The sequence below is a fragment of the Campylobacter sp. CNRCH_2016_3089 genome (genome assembly GCF_025772505.1).
GTDB classification, from domain to species: Bacteria; Campylobacterota; Campylobacteria; order Campylobacterales; family Campylobacteraceae; genus Campylobacter_D; species Campylobacter_D lari_D.
Genome location: NZ_JAKMSF010000002.1, coordinates 64,805 through 86,753, shown reverse-complemented (window position 1 = coordinate 86,753; position 21,949 = coordinate 64,805). Strand labels below are relative to the sequence as shown.

Annotated in this window: 19 protein-coding genes and 1 tRNA gene; 16 read left to right on the top strand and 4 right to left on the bottom strand. The window is 30.8% G+C overall.

From position 1 onward, the window contains the following. The first annotated feature begins 7 nt into the window (after positions 1 to 7). The 10 genes from L8W69_RS01640 to putP all read left to right on the top strand — a co-directional run bounded on the left by L8W69_RS01640 (position 8) and on the right by putP (position 13,048). The gene (locus tag L8W69_RS01640; RefSeq protein WP_263661079.1) at positions 8 to 937 is read left to right on the top strand and encodes a formate dehydrogenase subunit gamma; all 930 of its coding nucleotides are present in this window, start codon (positions 8 to 10) and stop codon (positions 935 to 937) included. A gap of 63 nt (positions 938 to 1,000) precedes the next feature. Then, a complete protein-coding gene (locus tag L8W69_RS01635) occupies positions 1,001 to 1,681 on the top strand; it encodes a molecular chaperone (protein WP_263666268.1) in 681 nt (226 codons plus the stop codon). A gap of 175 nt (positions 1,682 to 1,856) precedes the next feature. Then, on the top strand, positions 1,857 to 2,060 hold the full coding sequence (locus L8W69_RS01630; protein WP_012661099.1) for a twin-arginine translocation signal domain-containing protein: 204 nt from the start codon (positions 1,857 to 1,859) through the stop codon (positions 2,058 to 2,060). Between the two features lie 16 nt (positions 2,061 to 2,076). After that, the gene (locus tag L8W69_RS01625) at positions 2,077 to 4,899 is read left to right on the top strand and encodes a formate dehydrogenase subunit alpha (RefSeq protein ID WP_133319415.1); all 2,823 of its coding nucleotides are present in this window, start codon (positions 2,077 to 2,079) and stop codon (positions 4,897 to 4,899) included. Between the two features lie 10 nt (positions 4,900 to 4,909). Then, on the top strand, positions 4,910 to 5,479 hold the full coding sequence (gene fdh3B, locus L8W69_RS01620) for a formate dehydrogenase FDH3 subunit beta (RefSeq protein WP_133319414.1): 570 nt from the start codon (positions 4,910 to 4,912) through the stop codon (positions 5,477 to 5,479). 55 nt (positions 5,480 to 5,534) lie between these two features. Further along, the gene (locus tag L8W69_RS01615) at positions 5,535 to 6,263 is read left to right on the top strand and encodes a winged helix-turn-helix domain-containing protein (protein ID WP_263666267.1); all 729 of its coding nucleotides are present in this window, start codon (positions 5,535 to 5,537) and stop codon (positions 6,261 to 6,263) included. A gap of 48 nt (positions 6,264 to 6,311) precedes the next feature. Beyond that, positions 6,312 to 6,890: a sulfurtransferase-like selenium metabolism protein YedF gene (gene yedF / locus L8W69_RS01610; RefSeq protein WP_133319412.1), complete on the top strand. Its 579-nt coding sequence runs from the start codon at positions 6,312 to 6,314 to the stop codon at positions 6,888 to 6,890. Further along, complete coding sequence (gene selD / locus L8W69_RS01605) at positions 6,887 to 7,918, top strand: selenide, water dikinase SelD (protein WP_263666266.1); 1,032 nt, start codon at positions 6,887 to 6,889, stop codon at positions 7,916 to 7,918. The genes yedF (L8W69_RS01610) and selD overlap by 4 nt, the downstream gene beginning before the upstream one ends. A 138-nt stretch (positions 7,919 to 8,056) precedes the next feature. Next, the gene (locus L8W69_RS01600) at positions 8,057 to 11,554 is read left to right on the top strand and encodes a bifunctional proline dehydrogenase/L-glutamate gamma-semialdehyde dehydrogenase (RefSeq protein ID WP_263661072.1); all 3,498 of its coding nucleotides are present in this window, start codon (positions 8,057 to 8,059) and stop codon (positions 11,552 to 11,554) included. 12 nt (positions 11,555 to 11,566) lie between these two features. Continuing rightward, positions 11,567 to 13,048 (top strand): sodium/proline symporter PutP, encoded by a 1,482-nt coding sequence (gene putP, locus L8W69_RS01595; RefSeq protein WP_220566430.1) that lies wholly within the window; start codon positions 11,567 to 11,569, stop codon positions 13,046 to 13,048. Between the two features lie 24 nt (positions 13,049 to 13,072). On the opposite strand, the gene gltS is transcribed toward putP, so the two are convergent. Together gltS and L8W69_RS01585 are read right to left on the bottom strand one after the other, a co-directional pair. Further along, the gene (gltS, locus tag L8W69_RS01590; RefSeq protein ID WP_133319408.1) at positions 13,073 to 14,263 is read right to left on the bottom strand and encodes a sodium/glutamate symporter; all 1,191 of its coding nucleotides are present in this window, start codon (positions 14,261 to 14,263) and stop codon (positions 13,073 to 13,075) included. Next, positions 14,260 to 15,132: a formimidoylglutamase gene (locus tag L8W69_RS01585; RefSeq protein WP_263661071.1), complete on the bottom strand. Its 873-nt coding sequence runs from the start codon at positions 15,130 to 15,132 to the stop codon at positions 14,260 to 14,262. The genes gltS and L8W69_RS01585 overlap by 4 nt, the downstream gene beginning before the upstream one ends. 256 nt (positions 15,133 to 15,388) lie before the next feature. Between L8W69_RS01585 and L8W69_RS01580 the strand changes: the two genes are divergently transcribed. Further along, positions 15,389 to 16,906 carry a BCCT family transporter gene (locus L8W69_RS01580; protein ID WP_263660528.1) on the top strand — a complete coding sequence of 506 codons (1,518 nt, stop codon included), beginning with the start codon at positions 15,389 to 15,391 and terminating at the stop codon, positions 16,904 to 16,906. After that, on the top strand, positions 16,887 to 18,014 hold the full coding sequence (locus L8W69_RS01575) for a mandelate racemase/muconate lactonizing enzyme family protein (protein WP_263660527.1): 1,128 nt from the start codon (positions 16,887 to 16,889) through the stop codon (positions 18,012 to 18,014). Before L8W69_RS01580 ends, L8W69_RS01575 begins: the two co-directional genes overlap by 20 nt. Positions 18,015 to 18,035: 21 nt before the next feature. Here the strand turns inward: L8W69_RS01575 and yedF (L8W69_RS01570) are convergent, their stop codons facing one another. Together yedF (L8W69_RS01570) and yedE are read right to left on the bottom strand one after the other, a co-directional pair. Further along, a complete protein-coding gene (gene yedF / locus L8W69_RS01570; RefSeq protein WP_133319404.1) occupies positions 18,036 to 18,263 on the bottom strand; it encodes a sulfurtransferase-like selenium metabolism protein YedF in 228 nt (75 codons plus the stop codon). Next, positions 18,260 to 19,468, bottom strand: a complete 1,209-nt coding sequence (gene yedE / locus L8W69_RS01565; RefSeq protein ID WP_263666265.1) for a selenium metabolism membrane protein YedE/FdhT — start codon at positions 19,466 to 19,468, stop codon at positions 18,260 to 18,262. Before yedE ends, yedF (L8W69_RS01570) begins: the two co-directional genes overlap by 4 nt. Positions 19,469 to 19,623: 155 nt before the next feature. Between yedE and L8W69_RS01560 the strand changes: the two genes are divergently transcribed. From L8W69_RS01560 to L8W69_RS01545, 4 genes are all read left to right on the top strand, one after another. After that, positions 19,624 to 19,721: transfer RNA gene (locus tag L8W69_RS01560), tRNA-Sec, on the top strand. Between the two features lie 26 nt (positions 19,722 to 19,747). Next, on the top strand, positions 19,748 to 20,998 hold the full coding sequence (locus L8W69_RS01555) for an adenylosuccinate synthase (protein WP_133319402.1): 1,251 nt from the start codon (positions 19,748 to 19,750) through the stop codon (positions 20,996 to 20,998). Continuing rightward, entirely contained in the window at positions 20,995 to 21,414 is a 420-nt protein-coding gene (locus tag L8W69_RS01550) for a flagellar FliJ family protein (protein WP_133319401.1), read from the top strand. Before L8W69_RS01555 ends, L8W69_RS01550 begins: the two co-directional genes overlap by 4 nt. Further along, positions 21,411 to 21,929 (top strand): MotE family protein, encoded by a 519-nt coding sequence (locus tag L8W69_RS01545; RefSeq protein ID WP_165955271.1) that lies wholly within the window; start codon positions 21,411 to 21,413, stop codon positions 21,927 to 21,929. The genes L8W69_RS01550 and L8W69_RS01545 overlap by 4 nt, the downstream gene beginning before the upstream one ends. Positions 21,930 to 21,949: the final 20 nt, after the last annotated feature.

Below are 21,949 nucleotides of genomic sequence, written 5' to 3'. Positions count from 1 at the left end.
GTAATTTATGCATAGAGTTATACTAGCTCTTTTAGCCTGTTTTAACTTTCTATTTGCTCAAGAAAATTTTGAAGTTAAAAATACTCAAATTTGGGATGTGCAAAGAGTGATGAATATAGAAAGTTATCAAAATTTTGGTGCTTTGTGGACTAAACTGCAAGGTGAGTATATTGCAAGTGCTGTTTTGATTATACTTATAGTCGTAATTTCAGCTTTTGCTTTGCATTATATGGTCATAGGTCCAAAGAAATTTTCTCATGATGGTAAGAAAATTTACGCTTTTTCAGTATTTGAAAGATTGTTTCATTTTGTAGCAGCAATCTCTTGGATTATCCTTGTACCAACCGGACTTATTATGATTTTTGGATCGTATTTTGGCGGTGGATTTTTTGTAAGAATGTGTAAAAACTTACATGGCATTGCTACTATTTTATTTATCATTTCCATCATTCCTATGTTTTTGTGTTGGATAAAAAGAATGCTTCCTGCAAGTTATGATTTAAGATGGATGATGATAGTAGGTGGATATTTAAGTAAAGAGAAAAAACCTGTGCCTGCGGGTAAGTTTAATTTTGGTCAAAAATCTTGGTATTATATAGCTGTTTTTGGTGGCTTTTTGATGATAATCACCGGTGCATTTATGTTTTTCCTTGATTTTAATTCTACTTCTTTGCAATCTATTTTTGGAATTTCTCATATAGATATTTTAAGAGCTTCAGCTATCATCCATAATATTTTGGGTATTTTATGTGCAGTATTTTTTGCTATTCATATTTATATGGCTGTATTTGCTATTAAAGGAAGTATCCACTCTATGATTAGTGGTTATAAAGAAGAAGAGGAAGTTTATATTTTACATTCTTATTGGTATAAAGAACTAAGCGATAAAAAACAAATCAATCCATCGTTTACTTACGATTCTAAAACAAAATTTTAAAATCTCACTTGATTTTTTTAAATTTTCCTTGTTATAATCAAATAAAAATAACAAGGAAAATTAATGATACAAGATATTGATCTTTCGCGTAAATATTTTTATGAATTTTTTTCAAAAGCTTTTAATTTTATCGATGAAAATGAGTTTAAAATTTGGCATGAGCAAGTTTTAGTTTTAGCTCAAAGTCCTTTAGATGATAGTTTAAAATTTGATTTTGAAAAACTTAGTGTATGTGATTTTGCAAGTTTTAAAGAAGAACAAAATGGAGTGTTTTTTGATTTTTCTTATGTGAATGTGCCTATTAGTGCTTCTTTTTATGATGAGGGTAGGGATGATGGCAAAATGAAGCTTCAAGCCTGTGAAATCATTAGAAAAACCAAATTTAGAAAAAAAGAAGATTGCAGGCAAAGTGAAGATGAATTTGGCTTTTTGTTTGCTTTTATGGCAAGTATTATTGAGTATGATTTAAAAGTTGCACAGCAATTATTTCGTTTTGTGATAAACCCTATAATAGATGAGTTTATAGAAAAATTACAAATCCACAAAAACTCAAATTTTTACATTGCTATTGCCAATATTATGAAAGTCTTTTTTGCAAATGAAAGAGCTTATTTGGAAGTACAAGCACCTATAAAAAAAGAAGGTAAAAGTGTAGCAGATGAGGCTTTACAAAGACTTCCTTATGAGCCAAGACTTCCTACTAAATTTAGCAAAACAAATATAGAAGAACTTAGTAAATTATAAAAATTAATATGTATTTTGTTACCAAAATACATATTATCAAAATCATCTTTTTATGAAAATAGAAATTAAATAAAATCTTAAGTGAAAATATGCAAAATTTATCTTGTTAAGTGTATAAATACTTTGAAAATAAGTATTTATAGTTATTCTTTACTTTTATTTCAAAGGAGAGAACATGGAGGCCAATCAAAGAAGGGATTTTTTAAAAAAATCTTTGAAAATTGGTGCTTTAGGGGTAGTAGCTGGGGCAAGTGTGAATGCTTTAGCTAAAGATGATTACCAAGAGCAAAATACCGTAGTTTTAGGAAAAAGTACTAAAAAAGAAGTGCTTTATAAAAAAACTATGCATTGGGAAAAATACTACAAAATAGCTTATTAATTAAGAAAGGAAGAAGATGGCATTAGCAAGAAGAAATTTTCTTAAGCTTGCTGGTATTGCTGGTCTTGGAAGTGCGGCTTTTGGTAGTGAAAACAAAGCTATTAGAGCTGCAAGTGAACAAGAAGTAGCAAATCCTTATCCAGATTCTAAGATTGTTAGAACAATCTGTAGTATCTGTAGTGCAGGCTGTGGAATTAAAGCAGAAGTACAAGATGGAGTTTGGGTGCGTCAAGAAAACGCTATAGAACATCCTATTTCTCAAGGATCACACTGCTGTAAAGGGATAGATCAAATCGATCTTACTAAATCAAAACAGCGTATTAAATATCCTATGAAAAAAGAAAATGGCAAATGGGTGCGTTTAACTTGGGAGCAAGCTATCAATGAAATTGGCGATAAAATGCTTGAAATCCGTAAAGAAAATGGACCTGATAGTGTTATGTTTTTAGGTTCGGCTAAATTTAATAACCAACAAGCTTATTATTTTAGAAAATTTGCAGCATTTTGGGGTACTAACAATATAGACCACGTTGCTAGAATTTGACACAGCGCAACAGTCGCCGGTGTGGCGAATACATGGGGTTATGGCGCTATGACAAATCATTTTGGTGATGTGACTAAACACTCAAAAATGATGATTATTTTTGGTGCAAATACTGCTGTGGCAAATCCTATCGGATTTAAACACTTATTACAAGCAAAAGATCGTAATAATGCTAAATTGGTAGTTGTAGATCCTGTATTTACAAAAACTGCAGTACATGCTGATGAATATGTAAGAATTCGTCCAGGCACAGATATAGCTTTAGTTTATGGTATGCTTCATTTGATCTTCAAAAACGGTTGGGAAGATAAAGAATTAATCAAAACTAGAACTTATGGTGTTGAAGAAATAAAAGCAGAGGCTGCTAAATGGACTCCTGAAGTTGTAGAAGATGTAACAGGCGTTCCAGCTGCTCAACTTGAAAAAATTACAAGAATGCTAGCTACAATCAAACCTGCTACGCTATTTTGGGCTTTAGGTATTACTCAACACTCGGTAGGTAGCTCCAACACAAGAATTCTAGCTATCTTACAACTCGTTCTTGGTAATATAGGCAAACCAGGTGCAGGAACAAACATCATTAGAGGTCATGATAATGTTCAAGGTGCTACTGATATGGGCTGTTTGGCTGATACTTTACCAGCTTATTATGGGCTTGATGATAATGCGTGGAATCATTTTGCTAATTTTTGGAATGTAGATAGAGAATATTTAAATTCAAGATTTTATTCTAAAGAATGGATGCATGAAAAAGGTTTTTCACTAGCAAAATGGTGGCAAGGCGTTTTACATGAAGAAAAAACTTATTCTAACTCACCTATCCGTGTGCTTTGGGTGCAAGGAACGGGTATTACTTCTATGGCGCATACGGTAAAAATTCAAGAAGCGCTTAAAAAACTTGATATGATTGTAATCGCTGAACCTTTTGTAAATGAAGTAGCAGTTTTAGCAGATCGTTCTGATGGTATTTATATTATCCCTGCTTGTACTCAATTTGAAACAGAAGGTTATGTCACTGCGACTAATCGTGCTATGCAATGGCGTTCTCAAGTAGTAAAACCAATTTATGAAAGCAAAGAAGATCAAGAGATTATGTTTGCTTTTGCTAAAAAATTCGGTTTTTATAAAGAATACACTCGCGGTATGAAAATGGAATTGAAAGATCATAAGCTTGTACAAACAAGAGATGATAATGATGATAATTTTATATGGCCTGATGATGCTACAAGAGAAATGAGTAATGGTCTTTTAAGTATAGGCTTAAGAGGTATTTCAGCTGAACGCTTAAGAAAACACCAACAAAATTGGGAACATTTTGATCCTGATACTCAAAGAGGTCTTGGTGGTGAAGTTAAAGGCGAATACTATGGCTTACCTTGGCCTTGTTGGGATGAACAACATCCAGGAACTTCTATATTATGGAATACTGATGTGCCTTATGAAGAAGGCGGTATGGGCTTTAGAAACCGCTTTGGTTTAGAGCATGAAGGACATTCTCAATTAGCAGATGATGCCTTTACTCCAAAAGGATGTAAAGTTAAAGGTGGTTACCCACAAATCACTAAGGCAAATATTGAAAAAGTATTTAATATCAAACTAAGTGATAGCGAAAAAGAATTAATGGGCGCTAGCTGGAGTACAGATATTTCAGGTATTATTTTAGAAAAATGTAGAGAAAAGAGTGCTTGCTGTTTAGGTAATGCAAGAGCTAGAATGAAAGTTTGGGAATTTGCAGATCCTATTCCACTACATAGAGAGCCTATCCACTCACCTCGTTGGGATTTGGTTAAAAAATATCCTACTTGGGGCGATCAAGAGAAAAACTTCAGAGTTGAGAGTAAATTTATCAGCGAGCAACAAAAGAAAGATTGGAGCAAAGAGTTTCCAACTATCATTTCAAGTATGCGTTTAGTAAATTTAAGTGGTGCAGGTATGCTTGAGAGAACTAGTAAATATCTTGCTGCAATCACACCTGAAATGTTTGCTAATGTTCACCCTGAACTTGCCTTAAAATATGGTATAAATGATGGAGATATGATGTGGATTCATTCACCGCAAGGTACTAAGATTAAAGTAAAATGTGTGCATAATCATTCTGTTACACCGGATAGAATTTGCTTGCCTTATAACTTTGCGGGTATTATGCAAGGAGTGGATTTAAGTTATAATTATCCTGAAGGCACTAGACCTTATACTATAGGTGAAAGTTCTAACACGGTTACTAACTATGGTTTTGATATAAATACGCAAATTTCTGAATTTAATGCAGGACTTTGCAGACTTGAAAAGGCTTAAGGGGTAAGTTATGGCTAGAATGAAATTTTATGTAGATAATAATCGCTGTATTTCTTGCTTTGCTTGTCAAGTGGCTTGTTCAAGTGCGCACGAAGTACCAGTGGGGATTAATAGAAGAAAGGTAATCACTCTAAATGAAGGCATAGAAGGAAAAGAGTTTTCAACAACTCTTGCCTGCCAACACTGCACAGATGCTCCATGTGAGCAAGTTTGTCCTGTAAAATGCTTTTATATTAGAGCTGATGGTATTGTTTTACATGATAAAAAAACTTGTATAGGTTGTGGGTATTGTCTTTATGCATGTCCTTTTGGTGCTCCACAATTTCCAAGAGATGGTGCTTTTGGTATTAAAGGTCAAATGGATAAATGTACTATGTGTGCAGGTGGTCCTGAACCTACTAACTCTCATGAAGAAAGAGAACTTTATGGACAAAATCGTATCGCAGAAGGTAAAGTGCCTATGTGTGCTGCGGTTTGTTCTACAAATGCACTTTTGGTTGGTGATGCAGCTGAAGTTAGTGCAATGTACAGAAAAAGAGTTTTGCTTAAGGGCCAAAATTTAGGACTTGATGCAAAATAACCCAAAGGGTGTTTACGGGCACCCTTTTTTACTACTTATAATCCAAGGTTAATTCATGGAAGAATTAAATTTGCAAATTCAAAAAAATCTTGATGAAAATAATAAACTTACTTGTAAAAAAGCACTAGAGCTTTTAAAACAATACTCCAAAGAAGATTTTCAAGCTAGTATAAAAGAATTAGGCGTAAAAATTTCAGATTGCGAGTTAGGTCAATTTGGAAAGTTAAATAAAAATATAGCAAAAAGTGAAATTTTAGAAAAATTAGAAACAAAACTAGATTCTAAGCGTCGCATATCATGTAAAGATGCTTTAGAATGTGCTAAAAACTTTAATATGGCTGATATGAGAGCTACGCTTAAAACTTATAAAATTGATGTTAAATACTGCGAACTTGGTTGTTTTGAAGAAAAAAAAGGTAAGAAATTTCATATAAAAAGCAAAATTTGGGTAGAAAATCCTGATGGAGAATTACTTTTTGGTAAAGGGAAAACAGATATTTTAGAATTAGTTGGAGAATGCGGAAGTATTTCCCAAGCGGCTAAACAACTAGGGATTAATTATAAAAAAGCTTGGCTTTATATACAGGATTTAGAAAAAAATATGAAAGAAGAATTGCTCATTGCTAAAAAAGGAAGGGGAAGTCAATCAGGTAGTAAGCTTACTCCTAGAGCTTATGAGCTAATTCAAAATTTTAAAATTTTACAACAAGATGTAGAAGAATACACTAATAAGCGCTTTAAAGAATTATTTTTCAAGAAAAATCAAGAAAAAGATAAAACTTAATTTGAATACAAGTTATAAAAATATATCATTAAGTAAAAAAGGTAAAAAATGAAAATTGATTGTAGAGATTTAGCTTGTCCGCGTCCTGTGATAGAGACAAAAAAGGCTTTAGAAGAGTTAAAAGAAAATGAAAATTTAGAAATTCTTTTAAATTCTCAAGCTTCTAAAGAAAATGTAATGAGGTTTTTAAAATCTTTAAATTTGAACTTTAGTGTGAAAGATGTAAATGATGAAAGTATTATTAGCATTATAAAAGATGGTGATATAGTTCAAATTCAAGAACAAAATTTACAAGAATATAATGTGTTGTTTTTAAAAAGCGATAAAGTAGGTGAAGGGGAGCTTGGGAAAAATCTAATGCTAGGTTTTTTAAAAACCTTAAAAGATTTACCTAATAAACCTGTAAAAATCCTTTGCGTTAATGATAGTGTTTTAATGAATACTGATTGTTCTCATATGGCTTTTGAAGCTATGAAAGAGCTTGAAAATTTAGGGGTTGAAATTTATAGTTGTGGGGCATGTTTGGAATTTTTTGGTAAAACTAAAGAGCTTAAAATAGGCAAAATAGGTAATGCTTATGAAATTTTAAATGAACTTTTTGGAAAGGCAAAGATTATTTCTTTATGATATATAAAGACCAAAAACTAACTCAATATGTAAAAGCTGCGGGTTGAGCTGCCAAACTAGACTCGGTGGGTCTTGACAAAATTCTTGGCATTTTAAAACCGCATGAAAACATTTTAAGTGGTATTGATAATAACGAAGATGCAAGTGTTTATAAGCTAAATGAAGATTTAGCTTTAGTGCAAACACTTGATTTTATCACACCTGTGGTTGATAGTGCGTATCATTTTGGTGTTATAGCTGCTGCCAATGCTTTAAGTGATGTATTTGCTATGGGTGCTGAGGTGATTAATGCCTTAAATATTGTAGGCTTTGATACTTGTCATTTTAACAATGAAATTTTACTTGAAGTTTTAGAAGGTGCTAGAGCTAAGGTTGAAGAAGCTGGTGCTGTGCTAGTAGGTGGCCATACTATAGAAAATGATGAATTTATTTTTGGTCTTAGTGTGACAGGTGTAGTTCATCCTAAGAAATTTATAGCTAATAATAGTGCAAAAGATGGTGATGTTATTTTACTTACTAAGCCTATAGGTAGTGGCATTATTAGCACTGCTATCAAGGCTGGTTTGCTAGAAAAAGCAAAGATTTTAAAGGCAATAGAGCAAATGAGTTTTTTAAATCTTTACGCAAGTCGTATTTTAAAGGAGTTTAAAAGTCTTAGTGCTTTAAGTGATGTTACTGGTTTTGGCCTTTTGGGGCATTTAAAAGAAATGTTAAATGAAGAGATTATGATAGAAGTGTATAAAAATGAAATTCCTTTAATGGATGGAGTTTTGCCAATGGCTAATATGGGGATAATCCCAGCAGGAGCTTATAAAAATAAAGATAGCCTAAAAATTTGGGTTGATAATTTAAATGAAAAAGATGAGGATATAGTGTATTTTGATCCTCAAACTTCAGGTGGACTTTTAGCTGCAATGAGTGAAAAAGATGCAAATGAGGCTTTGAAAATTTTGAAAGATTACAATATAGAGGCAAAGATTATTGCTAGATGTGTAAGAAATACTCATAATTATTTATTATTACGCTAATATTTTATTTACAATTAAAAATATATGTTTATATTTGTTACTTTTTTACATAAAAAAATAAATTATAAATAAATATATGTTGATTTTTGTGGCTATTTTTGTATCATAAAAGATATTAATTACTAAATGGAGGAAGAAATGATACAAAAAGCTTTGCAATTAGCTGAAGAATTACAAAGAAAAATAGAAAGTAATATCTCTCAAAGTGAAAAAGAATTTCACGCCAAAATGCAAAAACTTTTAAACAATCCTAAAAATAAAGTGATGTTGATTGAACTTTTAGATCGCTCTTTTAGATGTAAAGATAAAAGTGCGAGTTTTGAGCTTATAGAGCATACTTTAAACAAATATGGTATAGCAGATTTTTTTAGTGCTTTTGAAAAATTTTTGCTTTTTTCATTTTTAAATTTTGGAAAATTTGCACCAACTCTTAGTGTGCCATTTTTCATTAAGCATTTAAGAGAAGATACTAAAGCTATGGTTTTAGATGCAAACCCTAGTGTTTTAGAGCCTCATATGCGTAAAAGAAAAGATGAAGATAAAATTACCTTAAATGTAAATTTAATTGGTGAAGAGGTTTTGGGTGAGGCTGAGAGTGCTTATAGAGTAAAAAAATATGAAGAAGCATTAAAAACAAGCTATATTACTTATATTTCAATTAAAATCACTACCATTTTTTCTCAAATTAATATCATTGATTTTGAATACTCTAAAGATGAAGTGGTAAAAAGATTGGATAAATTATATGCTCTTGCTTTAGAAGAAGAAAAAAAGCAAGGTGTGTCTAAATTTATCAATCTTGATATGGAGGAATTTAGAGATTTAGAATTAACCGTTGAAGCTTTTATGGAAAGTATTGCAAAGTATAATATTAAAGCAGGTATCGTTTTACAAGCTTATCTTCCTGATTCTTATGAATATTTGAAAAAACTTTTTGCTTTTTCAAAAGAAAGAGTTTTAAAAGGTATGAAGCCTATAAAAATTCGCTTTGTTAAAGGAGCGAATATGGAAAGTGAAGAAACTATAGCTTCGCAAAGAGGTTGGGCTCTACCTACTTTTTATAAAAAAATTGACACAGATAGTAATTATAAGAAAATGCTTGATTTTGTCTTAGAAGGCGATAATTATAAATATATTAATGTAGGTATTGCGAGTCATAATTTATTTGAAATTGCTTATGCTTATACTAGAATTTCACAAGCAGGAGCTTTATCATCTTTTACTTTTGAAATGCTTGAAGGTATGAGTTTGCAATGCTCTTATGAGCTTTCTAAAATGCATGATCTTATACTTTATGCACCGGTGTGTGATGAAGCGCATTTTAATAATGCCATTGCTTACTTAGTAAGAAGACTTGATGAAAATACTAGTGAAGATAATTTCATGAGATATTTTTTCAACCTTAAAATCAATGATAAAAATTGGCAAATGCAAAAAGAATTATTTATAAAATCTTTAGAAGGCGTTGCTAGTTTGGATAATTCTACTCATAGAACTCAAGATAGAAATAATGAGATAAAGGCTATTAGTTCTTATGAGAGTAAAGAATTTAAAAACGAACCTGATACAGATTTTATCTTAAAAGCAAATAGAGAATGGGCTAAAAATATAAGAACTAAATATGAAAATTTAGAAAATTATGATGTGTATCCGGTTGCAAAAGAAGAAATTAAAAATGAAAATTTACAAGTAATAGAAGTTAAAGATAAAATCAAAAATCGCACTATAGGTAAAGCACATTTAGCAGGCCAAAAAGAGATTAAATATGCTTTAGATGTAGCTAAGAGCTCAAATTTTAGTGATTTAAGTCATGATGAAATTTATAAAATTTTAGCAAAAACTGCTCAACTTGTTAGAGATCGTAGAGGAGATTTAATAGGTATAGCAGCTTTAGAAGTAGGAAAAACTTTCTTAGAGATTGATCCTGAAGTTAGTGAGGCTATAGACTTTTTAGAATTTTACCCACATTCTTTGGAAAAACTAAAAGAGCAAAATCCAAATACTACTTTTAAAGCAAAAGGCATAGGTGTGGTAATTGCACCATGGAATTTTCCAGTAGGTATTTCAGTAGGAACCATAGCAGCACCTTTGGCTGCAGGTAATAAAGTAATATATAAGCCATCATCTTTATCCATGCTAACAGGTTATATGCTTTGTAAATGCTTTTGGGATGCGGGAATTCCAAAAGATGCTTTGATTTTCTTACCTGCTAAAGGTAGTGATATATCAAAATACTTGCTTGTTGATCAAAGTGTGAAATTTTCAGTATTAACCGGTGGAGAAGAAACTGCTTATGCAATGCTCAAAGCTAATCCAACCTTACTTTTAAGTGCTGAAACAGGCGGTAAAAATGCAACTATTGTTTCTAAATTTGCTGATCGTGATAGTGCGATTAAAAATATCATTCATTCAGCATTTTCAAATTCAGGTCAAAAATGCTCTGCTACTTCTTTACTTGTTTTGGAAGAAGAAGTTTATGAAGATGAGGAATTTAAAAAGACCTTGGTAGATGCTGCTAGTTCTATGGCGGTTGGAAATCCATTTGTATTTAAAAATAAACTTGGAGCTTTAGCAGATAAACCAGATGTAAAACTGCAAAAAGCATTAGATGAGTTAGCTCCATATGAAAGTTGGGCTTTAAAGCCTAAATTTGTAGATGATAATCCTTATCTTTTAACTCCAGGGATTAAATATGGTACAAAAAAAGGTGATTTTACACACATGAATGAGCTTTTTGCGCCAATTTTAACTGTAATGAAAGCAAAAGATTTAAAAGAAGCTATTGATATAGTAAATTCTACAGGTTATGGACTTACAGCAGGATTTGAAAGTTTAGATGAGAGAGAATGGGAATACTTCCACACTCACATAGAGGCAGGAAATATTTACATCAATAAACCAACAACAGGAGCTATAGTTCTTAGACAACCTTTTGGTGGTATTAAAAAATCAGCCATTGGTTTTGGTAGAAAAGTTGGAATTTATAATTACATCACTCAATTTTTAGATATAGAGCAAAGTCAAGCTGATCAAAATGTTTTAGATAATGAATTAGTATCAAATTTAAATGCTTTAAGCTTGGATTTAAATGAAAAAGATAAAGCCGATTTTGAAGTCATTAAAGCTATGGCAAGAAGCTATGCTTATCATGCAAAACATGAATTTGCAAGTGCAAAAGATTATGTCAATATAAGAGGCGAGGATAATATTTTCTCTTATACAAAGGTTAAAAATATTGCTTATAGAGTACATAAAGATGATAGTTTAAAAGATATTTTAGGAGTTATTTTAGCAGCTAGTGTGCTAAATATTGATCTTATTTTAAGTTATGATGAGCATGAAAAAATAGATCTTGTGCAAAAGATTAATCAAAAAATTAGTTCAAAAACTTTATTCCTTAAAGAAAGTAAAGAAAATTTCATTAGCAAAATAGCTGATTATGAAAGAATTCGTTATTTTGCTCCATTAGATATTAATGATGAAATTTTCATAAAAGCAGCAAGTTGTGCAAAAATCATTGCCAATGCTAAGCCTTTAATGAACGGACGTTTTGAGTTGCTTTTATATCATAATGAAAAAGCTTTAAGTATATCTTTCCACCGTTATGGAAATTTAGGCATTCGTGCTTTAAAATAAAAAGGAGAAAAAATGGAGGTTGTGCACATTAATACTCAAATTGCGATAATGTTTGTCGCATATTCAGCATTAATGCTTTTTATTGGATTTTATTTTTATAAACAAAATAAAAATTCAGAGGATTATTTTTTAGGTGGTCGTTCTATGGGGCCGGTAGTTTCAGCACTTAGTGCTGGAGCTTCTGATATGAGCGGTTGGCTTTTAATGGGTTTACCGGGAGCTTTATATGTAAGTGGTTTAGCTGAAAGCTATATTGCAATAGGTCTTAGTATAGGAGCATTTTTAAACTGGGCTTTTGTAGCAAAAAGACTTAGAATTTATACTAGTGTGATTGCAAATTCTATTACAATTCCAGATTATTTTGAAACAAGATTTGATGATGATAAGCATATATTAAGAGTGGTTTGTGCTATTGTTATTTTGATATTCTTTACTTTTTATGTTTCTTCAGGACTTGTAGGTGGAGCAAAGCTTTTTGAAGCAACTTTTGGAATCCAATATGATTATGCGCTTACTACAGGAACTGTGATTATAGTTGCTTATACATTTTTGGGTGGATATAAGGCAGTTTGTTGGACGGATTTAATTCAGGGTTTATTAATGATGAGTGCCTTGATTATCGTACCTATAGTGATGATTTATCATTTGGGTGGCTTTAGTGAAGCTGTTAATATAGTCAAAGAAATTAAGCCAAATACTTTTTCTATGGGGGAAGGATTAAGCTTTTTGGGTATAGTTTCAGCGCTTTCTTGGGGGCTTGGGTATTTTGGTCAGCCACATATTTTGGTGCGTTTTATGTCTATAAGATCAACTAAAGATATTCCAACTGCTACTTTTGTAGGAATTTCTTGGATGGTTATATCTTTAATTGGAGCTTGTTTGATAGGTATTTTAGGTATAGCTTATGTGAGTAAATTTGAGCTTAGTTTGCAAGATCCTGAAAAGATTTTTATCGTAATGTCGCAATTGCTTTTCAATCCTTGGATAGCAGGTGTTTTATTAAGTGCTATTTTGGCAGCCATTATGAGCACAGCAAGTTCGCAATTGCTTGTTTCAAGTTCAACTATAGCAGAGGATTTTTATAAAAGAATTTTTAACAAAGAAGCGTCCAATAAAACAGTGATGACTTTGGGTAGATTTGGTGTTTTAGCAGTAGCTGTGATAGCTTTTATTATTTCTACTGATAAAAACTCAAGCGTATTAAGTATAGTAGCTTATGCTTGGGCAGGGTTTGGAGCAAGTTTTGGTTCTGTAATGCTCTTTTCGTTATTTTGGTCAAAAATGACTAGATATGCTGCTATTGCAGGTATGATTACCGGTGCAGTTGTAGTTGTAGTATATAAAAATTTCTTAGCAGAGTGGCTTGATTTTCCTATTTATGAAATCATTCCAGGATTTTTAGCTGCTTCTGTTGTGATTATTTTAGTGAGCATGGTAACTAAAGTTCGCCCAGGAACTAAAGCAGCTTATGAAACAATGCTAAAACATCTCTAATACTCTCGCAATATGCGAGAGTAACTATGAAAAAATATTAATCAAATAAGTATTTAAAGGTATTGCAACAATATCAATTAAAACAGCACCGCATAAAGGTACTATTAAAAAAGCTTGTCTTGAAGTTAAATTATATCTAGAACAAACTGCATTCATATTTGCTACTGCATTTGGTGTTGCACCTAGACCATGTCCCATAAGTCCGGCACACATAATCGCACTATCATAATTTTTTCCGCATAATCTAAAAACTATAAAAATTGTAAAGAATAGTAAAGCTAAAACTTGCACAATCAAAGTAATAAAAAGAGGTGTAGCAACAGCACTTAGTTCGTTTATTTTTAAATTTATCATAGCCATAGTTAAAAAAATACCAAGGCTTAATTCACTTATAGTATCTATTGTATATTGATTTAGCTTGAAAATATTAAAAGAATCATTAATATTTCTTACAACAATAGCAACAAGCATGGCACCAACATAACTAGGCAAAGAATAGCCGCTATATTGTGTAAATTTGGAGCTTAAAAAAAATCCAATACACATAATACATAATATTAAAAATAAAGATTTTAAAAAATCTTTATAATTTGCATTGTGAATTTCATGCTTTAGAGGATCTATATCTTTAATATCTTGATTAGTTGTGATTTTTAATTTGTGTTTATTTATAAGATATTTTGCTACAGGACCTCCGAGCAAAGACCCTGAAATCAGTCCAAAGGTTGCCGCTGCCACTGCTAAAACTTTAGCGTTATTTAAGCCACTTAATTCTTCAACCATACCTCCAAAAGCTATAGCATTTCCATGTCCTCCTTCCAAAGAAACAGCACCACATAAAATTCCATATAGTTTATTTAAATCAAATAAACTCATCATGGAAATGCCGATAAAATTTTGCATTAAAGCCATAAACCAGCAACAACCTAGATAGATTAAAAGTACTTTTCCTCCTACTTTTAAGAGTTTAAAACTTCCACTTAATCCTATTACGGTAAAAAAAGCCACCATTAAAGGAGTTTGTAAACTTGTATCAAAATCAACTTTAATCTCAATAAAACTTAAAATCCAAATGATTATACTGATTAAAAATCCACCTATAACTGGTGCGGGAATGCAAAATTTTTCTAAGATTAAAAAACGTTTTTTCAAAAACATACCAAACAATAAAACCCCGATACTAATAGCTAATACACTTAAACTATCAAATTTCATATCATTCCTTTACTTAATAAAAAATATGCTAGATAAGCAGCGATTTTTGCAGTGTGATTGTCTATATCAAATTTAGGATTAAATTCACAAATATCTGCTAAAGCAACTTTTTTGCTTTCAAAAATAATTTTTATCGGAGTTAAAATTTCTTTTAAATTGATACCAAAAACAGCAGGGGCGCTTACAGCAGGAGCTATGCTTTGTGAAAATACATCCATATCAATACTTAAATAAACAACTTCATTTTGTTTTAAGAAATTTTTAATGACTTCTATACATTTTTCAAATTCAGTATCTAAAACATAACTTGCTTTCATATTATCCATAGTTTGAAAAAGTGCTTTTGTGTTAGATAATTTACTTGCACCCAAGCAAAGATAAGAAAAATTATAATTATTTTCTTTTGCATATTCATAAGCTTTGTAAAAAGAATTTCCAGAAGTATGTAACTCCTGAATTCTTACATCAAAATGTGCATCAAAATTTATAACTCCTACACTTTTTTTGTAATCTAAAAGCGCTTTGATACAAGCTAAAGATGTTTCGTGTCCACCTCCTAAAATTACACCATAATGATTATTATGTAAAATTTCTAAGCACTTGTGATAAAGTAGTTCATCGCCTAATTCTAGGGTATCAAAATTTTCAATATCTCCTAAATCATCAAAATCAAAATCATCATGTATAGCAAAATTTGCCATATTCTTTCTTATAATTTTTGGTGCTAATTCACTTCCAATTCTACCATTATTTCTCTGCACACCCAATGATGAACAAAAGCCTAATAATTTATTATTTGAAGAGTGATTTAAACATTTAAATAATCGTTTATGGATAATTTCATCACCATCATTTCTCCCTTGCCACATGTATTCCTCCTTTTTTGTGTTTAATTTCAATGTAAGATATTTTTTTAAATATTTTTGTATTTTGAGAAATAACATTATTTATTTGTGTATTTTAGTAGCAATAATTTATTGATTAAATAATTTTTTATTATAGTAAAAAATATTTGAAAATACTAAGGTATGGCTTTTAATGCATTTATGATAAAAGTTTCTTTAAGTTTTATTTTAAAATAAGAAAATACTATATATTTACTACTTGAAACAAAAAAGGAGATTTATGCAAAAAAATAATCAAAAAACTTATGATTTATTTTTGATAGTGACATCTATCTTGGCGGTTTTTATGGTGATTGTAATTTTACTTATAAATCCTAGTAAAGCTTTAGAAGTAGCAAATTTTCTTTTTAGTAAGCTTACACATATGTTTGGCTCATTTGTTCAACTTTTTGAGTTTATTTGTGTAGTTTTTATTTTCTACTTGGCTTTTTCTAAAATAGGTAATATTAAATTAGGCGATGGGATAAATCCTTATTCAAATACTGCTTGGATTTTTATGTTTATTTGTGCAGGACTTGGATCTGCTACTATGTATTGGGCATTTATGGAATGGGCATATTATTATTTAGCACCTGGATTAAATATTACTCCAAAATCTACAGAAGCTTTAAGAAGTGCAACTTCTTTTGTGTATTTGCATTGGGGTATTACGCCTTGGGCTGTATATGCTTTAAGTTCTATTGCAATGTGTTTTCATTTTTATATTTTTAAAAATAAAAATTTAAAAATTTCAAGTTTAATAGCAAATATCTTGCATATTAATCAAAATATAGTGCTTGATAAAATCATCGATGTTGTGTTTTTATTTAGTACTTTTGGTGGACTTGTGCTTACTACAACCCTTTCTATAATTACAATTAGTGCTGGACTTTCTGGAATTTTTGATATTAATGATGGTTTTTATTTAAAATTTATTCTTTTAGCTATTGTTACAGCTGTTTTTACCTTTTCTAGTTTTGTTGGATTATCAAGTGGTATGGCAAAACTTGCTAAAATATCTTGTATCTTGTGTTTTGTGTTTGCAATATTGGTATTTATTTTAGGAGATAGTGTATTTATATTAAATAATATAATAAATAGTATAGGGGTATTTTTTAGTAATTATGTTTCAATGAGCTTATATAATGATATTGCTGGTGTAAGTAGCTTTAATTCTGATTGGACAGTTTTTTATTGGCTTTATTGGATTACTTACACTCCTGCTGTTAGTATTTTTGTGACAAAAATTTCTAAAGGAAGGACCATTCGTCAAGTAATTTTTGGTCTTATTGTGGGTGGATGTATTGGGACTTGGTTTTTCTTTGGAGTTTTGAGTTCATATGCAATAGATATTTTTCAAAGTGGAATCTTAGATGTTCCAAATTTTATTAGTTCAAATGCTGGAGAAGCTGGAGTGGTAGCATTGATAAAAACACTACCATTTGGTACTATTTTTGCTCTTTTTTATTTCCTGCTTATGATGGTATTTTTGGCTTCTCATATGGATGCTACTGCATTTACTATTTCTTGTGTAAGCACAAAAATAGATAGTGAAAATCCTAGTAAATATTTAAAAGTTTTTTGGTGTATTATGCTTGGATTAATTCCTTTAGCAATGCTTTATATAAATGCAGATTTAAATACCTTAAAAGTTGCAGTTGTTTTGAGTGCTGCTCCTTTTTTGGTAATACTTGCTATTAGCTTTTATGGGCTTATTAAATGGATAAAAAGGATGGATAATGAAAATTACAAAGGTTGAACCTATATGGTTAAGGACAAAAACTTTTGATGAGTCTTGTGAGTGGGGTGAAGATGCCTTTATATTAAGAATTTATACAGATAATAATCTTTATGGAATAGGAGAAAGTGATAGTGCTGCGGCAGTTTTAAAGATAATGTTTGAGCAACCTAGCACTCATGGATCTTGCAGAAATTTAAGTGAAATTTTAATAGGACAAGATCCAAGAAATATTAAGAAGATTATGGATGATTTGATTGAGGGAAGTGCGTATTATGGACTTAGCGGAGCATTAATTTGTGCTTTAAGTGCAATAAATATTGCTTTATATGATTTACTTGGAAAAATTTATGGTGTAAGTGTAGCTACTATACTTGGTGGAAAAAGAAAAGACTTTTTAAATGCATACGCTACTTTTATTCCGAGTGAAAATATGGAAGAAAATATTTCTAGAGTAAAATACTTAAAAGAAGAAGGTTTTAAACTATTAAAATTTGGTGGTGCAGGCTTTGGTAATAATGCATTAGCTGATAAAGAGATTATCAAGAATATTAGAGGTGCAGTGGGTGATGATATTAAACTTAGTATTGACTTAGTAGGGCTTTGGAAAAATTTTTCTTATGCAAGAGAAAGATTTTTGGAAATTGAAGAATATAACTTAGAGTGGATAGAAGAACCAGTTGGTGCAAATAATTTTTATGATTATGCAAGACTTAGCGAACACTTACCTTGTAAGATTACGGGTGGAGAGAGTTTTTACACGCTAAATGAGTTTGAAAATTTTATTAAAAAGTCAAAAGTTTCTATTGTGCAACCTGATATTACTAGATGCGGTGGTTTTGACACTATGTTAGAAATTGAAAAAATATCTTTAAAATATGGTTGTGATTTAGTCCCGCATGGTTTTTCTACAGGAATTTTACTTGCTGCTACGGTGCAGTTTCTAGCAAGTACTAAATATTGTAATTTGATAGAGTATTCTCAATCAACAAGTGTGCTTTTTACTCATTTGGTGAAAAATTTAATCCCTTGCAAAGATGGTATAGTTGAAGTCAATGATGCTGTGGGTATAGGAGTGATATTGGATGAAAATTTAATAGAAAAATATCGTATAAATATAAAGATTTGAGTAAATACTCAAATCTAATTTTTAAGGTTTTTGAATTAAAAATCTAAGCGTTGGTCCATCTTGATCTATCTCTAAAATTTCAAATCCGCGATTTTTCGCATCTTGAGGTATAGAATTAATACTTTGTGGGCAATCACATAAAATTTCTAAGACTTCACCTGATTTTAATTCTTTTAATGCATCAATGGTAGCTATAGCAGGATATGGGCATGCCTCACCTTCTAAATTTAAACTATAATGAATAATCATAATTTTCCTTTGTTGTGTTGGAAGAATAATCTTTTAAATTTTAAAACAAACAAAAATAAAATAGCAAACAAAGCTAAATTGATTAATAAGCCATTAAAATAACCAAAATCATTTAAAAGATGAATTTTTATACCATTTGTTAGTATTTTTGGGAAATGATCATAATTTAAAGCTAAGATCATAGTACCGATGATATTGGCAATACCCACTATAATAAAATGACTTTGTCCCTCGCAAGCTCTATACATCCAACCACACTCGCATCCTCCGGCAAAAACTATTCCAAATCCAAATAAAAAAGCACCTATAGCAAGGTTTGGTGATATTTCTATTACTTTACTAGTATGCCCTTGTAATATAAAAGCAAAAGCTATTAAACAAGCTATGATCATACCTATTAAAGCGCCTTTTATAGCATTGTCTCTACCAAATAAAAATAAATCTCTAAAGCAAGAAGTGAAGCAAATTTGAGCCCTAGAAATGATAAAACCAAAAACAAAACCAAATATTAACGCTAAAGGAAAAAAACTTTCTTTGTTTTTAATATCAATATTTTGTTTTTGTAGTATAAATACAACATAAGTTATAAAAATTATAAATACACCAAGTCCTATGTAAAAATATATTTTTGAAATTTTATTTTGTGTTTTTAATTTTTGATTTTCTTTGCAAACGCGTTGTAACTTTGCTTTTGGCTTAAATAAGGCAAGATTACAAACCTTAACACCTAGATAAATTCCTAAAATCATAAATAAAGTAAAAACCCAAGTATGTAAAGAAAAATAAGGTAAACCTGTAAAGAAATTTGCTAAATTACAACCAAAAGCAAGTCTTGCACCAAAGCCTGATAAAATTCCTCCTATAATAGCTTGAAAAATTCGAATTTTGCTAGCAGGCAAACGCCATTTAAATTTATTTGCTAAAAATGCAGCTACTAAGCATCCTATAAACATACCTATGAGCATGATACCATCAATTCTTGTTAAGGGACTGCCACTTAAATTTTGCTTTTGGTAGTAAGTGTAGGAGCTTAAATCCATACTAAAAAATTCTAAAATTTCTCCACCCCAGCGTGTCATTTCACCTGTAACAGCCCAAACACTACCAAAAATTCCAAAATAAATAGCACTTAAAATTCCAAGTATAATCATGCCTTTGGAATTATCCCAAAAATTTATAAAAAAAGATTGTTTGAAAGAATGCATTGATATATCCAAAAATTGTAATTGTCAAAACTTGACACTGAAAAACAAACATTATAACTAAAAAATATAATATTTCAAAGTATTTTTACACGCTTATAATTTCATATGTTTAATTTTTGTTTCAATTAAAAATATTAAGATATAATATCATTTTTGGAAGGTTAGCTTATCTGGTGATGGCCACTGACTTCAAATCAGATGAAAGGGTAGTTGACTACTTTTTGGGGAGTTCGATTCTCTCACCTTCTCGCCAAATTTAAGTCAAAATGGAGTTTTTTTATGAGTAAAGCAGATATTGTCGTTGGTATCCAATGGGGTGATGAGGGTAAGGGTAAGATAGTTGATAAACTATGTGAAAATTATGATTATGTTTGCAGAAGTGCAGGTGGACATAATGCAGGTCACACTATATGGGTTGATGGTATAAGATATGCTTTACATTTAATGCCATCAGGTGTTTTAAATAAGCAATGTATTAATGTTATAGGTAATGGAGTTGTAGTTAATCCTGATGTATTAATTAGTGAAATGGCTCAATTTGAAAATTTAGAAGGAAGATTATTTATAAGCGATAGAGCTCATTTAAATTTAAATCATCATGCTTTGATTGATCAAGCAAGAGAAAGACTTAAAGGCGATAAAGCTATAGGAACAACAGGCAAAGGCATAGGGCCAAGCTATGAAGATAAAATAAGTCGTAATGGACATAGAGTAGGGGAATTGCTAGAGCCTGAAAAGCTTTGTGAAAATTTAATGAAAGATTTTGAACTTAAAAAAACTTATTTTGATGTTTTAGGTATTGCAATGCCTAGTTATGATGAAATTTTAAAAGATTTAAAACGCTTTAAAGAAGTGCTAGCACCATATATTACAGATACTACAAGAATGCTTTGGAAAGCTTTAGATGAGGATAAAAAAGTATTGTTAGAAGGCGCGCAAGGTTCTATGCTTGATATTGATCATGGAACTTATCCTTATGTAACTAGTTCAACGACTATTTCAGCTGGAGCTTTAAGTGGTTTGGGATTAAATCCAAAAGAAATTGGAAAAGTTATAGGCATAGTAAAAGCTTACACAACAAGAGTGGGAAATGGAGCTTTTCCAAGTGAGGATTTAGGCGAAGATGGTGAAAAAATAGGACTTATTGGTAAAGAAATCGGAGTAAGCACAGGTAGAAAAAGAAGATGTGGTTGGTTTGATGCAGTTGCGGTAAGATATACTGCAAGATTAAATGGCTTAGATACTTTATCATTAATGAAACTTGATGTATTAGATGGGTTTGAAAGTGTTAAAATTTGTAAAGCTTATGAGTATAAGGGACAAGAAATAGACTATGTACCTTGTGATTTAGAAAACGCTAAGCCTATTTATGAAGTAATGGAAGGTTGGGATAAAGTTGCAGGGATTAGAGATTATGATTTGCTACCTGAAAATGCTAAAAAATACATTAAGCGTTTGGAAGAATTAAGTGGCGTTAGAGTAGGTTATATCTCCACAAGTCCTGAAAGAGAAGATACTATCATTTTATGAAAAGCAAATATTCTTCTGTGATTAAGCTTAGAAAACAACAGCTTGATAAAGCAGAGGCAAATTTGACTAGAACAAGACAAAAGCTTTTGTTGTGTGAAGAAGAATTTAAAGAAGCTTTAAAAACATGCGAAAGCTTGACTTTGGCTGATAAAGGTTCGGTGGCTTTGTTAAGATCGTCTTTAAAAATGCAAGAGATTGCAAGAGAGGGTAAGCAAAGAATTAAACAAAAATTAGACCTAACTAAAAAAGAACTTGCACATCATCAACATTTATACAAAAAGGCTCATTTGGAATTTGAAAAAATTAAGGTTTTAGAAAATGAAGAATTAAAAAAAATCCAAAAAGCCTTGCAAAAAGAAGAAGAAAAATTTATAGATGAACTTGCTATAACAAGACATTTTAATAAGGATAAATGATGAAAAAAATAATATTTTTATTGATTTTCTTAAATTTTGTAAATGCACAGCAAAATTGCGAGCAGTATTTTGAAGCAAGAAAAGAGCAAATGCAAGAGCAAATTAGAGAATATGATGAAGCAAGACAAAGTTTAGAGGCTTATAGAGCTTCTTTTGAAGCTTTGCAAAAAGAAAAAATGCAAGCTTTGGAGCAAAAAGAAGCTGATGTTAATGCAAGTTTAGAGCAAATAAAAAGTTTAAAAGAGCAAAATGAGCGTATATTAGAAGCGACTAAACAAAATCTTCAAGTTATTAATGATAAAACCATGGGGCGTATCACAGAAATTTATGCTAAAATGAAAGATGTGGCCGTGGCAGGTATATTAAGCGAAATGGAACCGGATGAGGCTTCAAAAATTCTACTTTCGCTAGATCCTAGAAAAATTTCATCCATTATGGCCAAGATGGATCCAAAAAAAGCTTCCGATTTAACACTACTTTTGAAAAATTTAGATCAAAATGCAAGTTCGCAGTAAGTTTTAAGCAGTTTTTACCT

What these genes read in the sequence shown, in the direction of transcription:
- L8W69_RS01635 (WP_263666268.1), top strand. Translation starts at nt 1,001, where the DNA reads ATGATACAAGATATTGATCTTTCGCGTAAATATTTTTATGAATTTTTT.
- L8W69_RS01580 (WP_263660528.1), top strand. Translation starts at nt 15,389, where the DNA reads ATGCAAAAAAATAATCAAAAAACTTATGATTTATTTTTGATAGTGACA.
- yedF (WP_133319412.1), top strand. Translation starts at nt 6,312, where the DNA reads ATGAAAATTGATTGTAGAGATTTAGCTTGTCCGCGTCCTGTGATAGAG.
- L8W69_RS01615 (WP_263666267.1), top strand. Translation starts at nt 5,535, where the DNA reads ATGGAAGAATTAAATTTGCAAATTCAAAAAAATCTTGATGAAAATAAT.
- gltS (WP_133319408.1), bottom strand. Translation starts at nt 14,263, where the DNA reads ATGAAATTTGATAGTTTAAGTGTATTAGCTATTAGTATCGGGGTTTTA.
- yedF (WP_133319404.1), bottom strand. Translation starts at nt 18,263, where the DNA reads ATGATTATTCATTATAGTTTAAATTTAGAAGGTGAGGCATGCCCATAT.
- yedE (WP_263666265.1), bottom strand. Translation starts at nt 19,468, where the DNA reads ATGCATTCTTTCAAACAATCTTTTTTTATAAATTTTTGGGATAATTCC.
- L8W69_RS01545 (WP_165955271.1), top strand. Translation starts at nt 21,411, where the DNA reads ATGATGAAAAAAATAATATTTTTATTGATTTTCTTAAATTTTGTAAAT.
- L8W69_RS01575 (WP_263660527.1), top strand. Translation starts at nt 16,887, where the DNA reads ATGAAAATTACAAAGGTTGAACCTATATGGTTAAGGACAAAAACTTTT.
- L8W69_RS01640 (WP_263661079.1), top strand. Translation starts at nt 8, where the DNA reads ATGCATAGAGTTATACTAGCTCTTTTAGCCTGTTTTAACTTTCTATTT.
- putP (WP_220566430.1), top strand. Translation starts at nt 11,567, where the DNA reads ATGGAGGTTGTGCACATTAATACTCAAATTGCGATAATGTTTGTCGCA.
- fdh3B (WP_133319414.1), top strand. Translation starts at nt 4,910, where the DNA reads ATGGCTAGAATGAAATTTTATGTAGATAATAATCGCTGTATTTCTTGC.
- L8W69_RS01630 (WP_012661099.1), top strand. Translation starts at nt 1,857, where the DNA reads ATGGAGGCCAATCAAAGAAGGGATTTTTTAAAAAAATCTTTGAAAATT.
- L8W69_RS01555 (WP_133319402.1), top strand. Translation starts at nt 19,748, where the DNA reads ATGAGTAAAGCAGATATTGTCGTTGGTATCCAATGGGGTGATGAGGGT.
- L8W69_RS01600 (WP_263661072.1), top strand. Translation starts at nt 8,057, where the DNA reads ATGATACAAAAAGCTTTGCAATTAGCTGAAGAATTACAAAGAAAAATA.
- L8W69_RS01585 (WP_263661071.1), bottom strand. Translation starts at nt 15,132, where the DNA reads ATGTGGCAAGGGAGAAATGATGGTGATGAAATTATCCATAAACGATTA.
- L8W69_RS01550 (WP_133319401.1), top strand. Translation starts at nt 20,995, where the DNA reads ATGAAAAGCAAATATTCTTCTGTGATTAAGCTTAGAAAACAACAGCTT.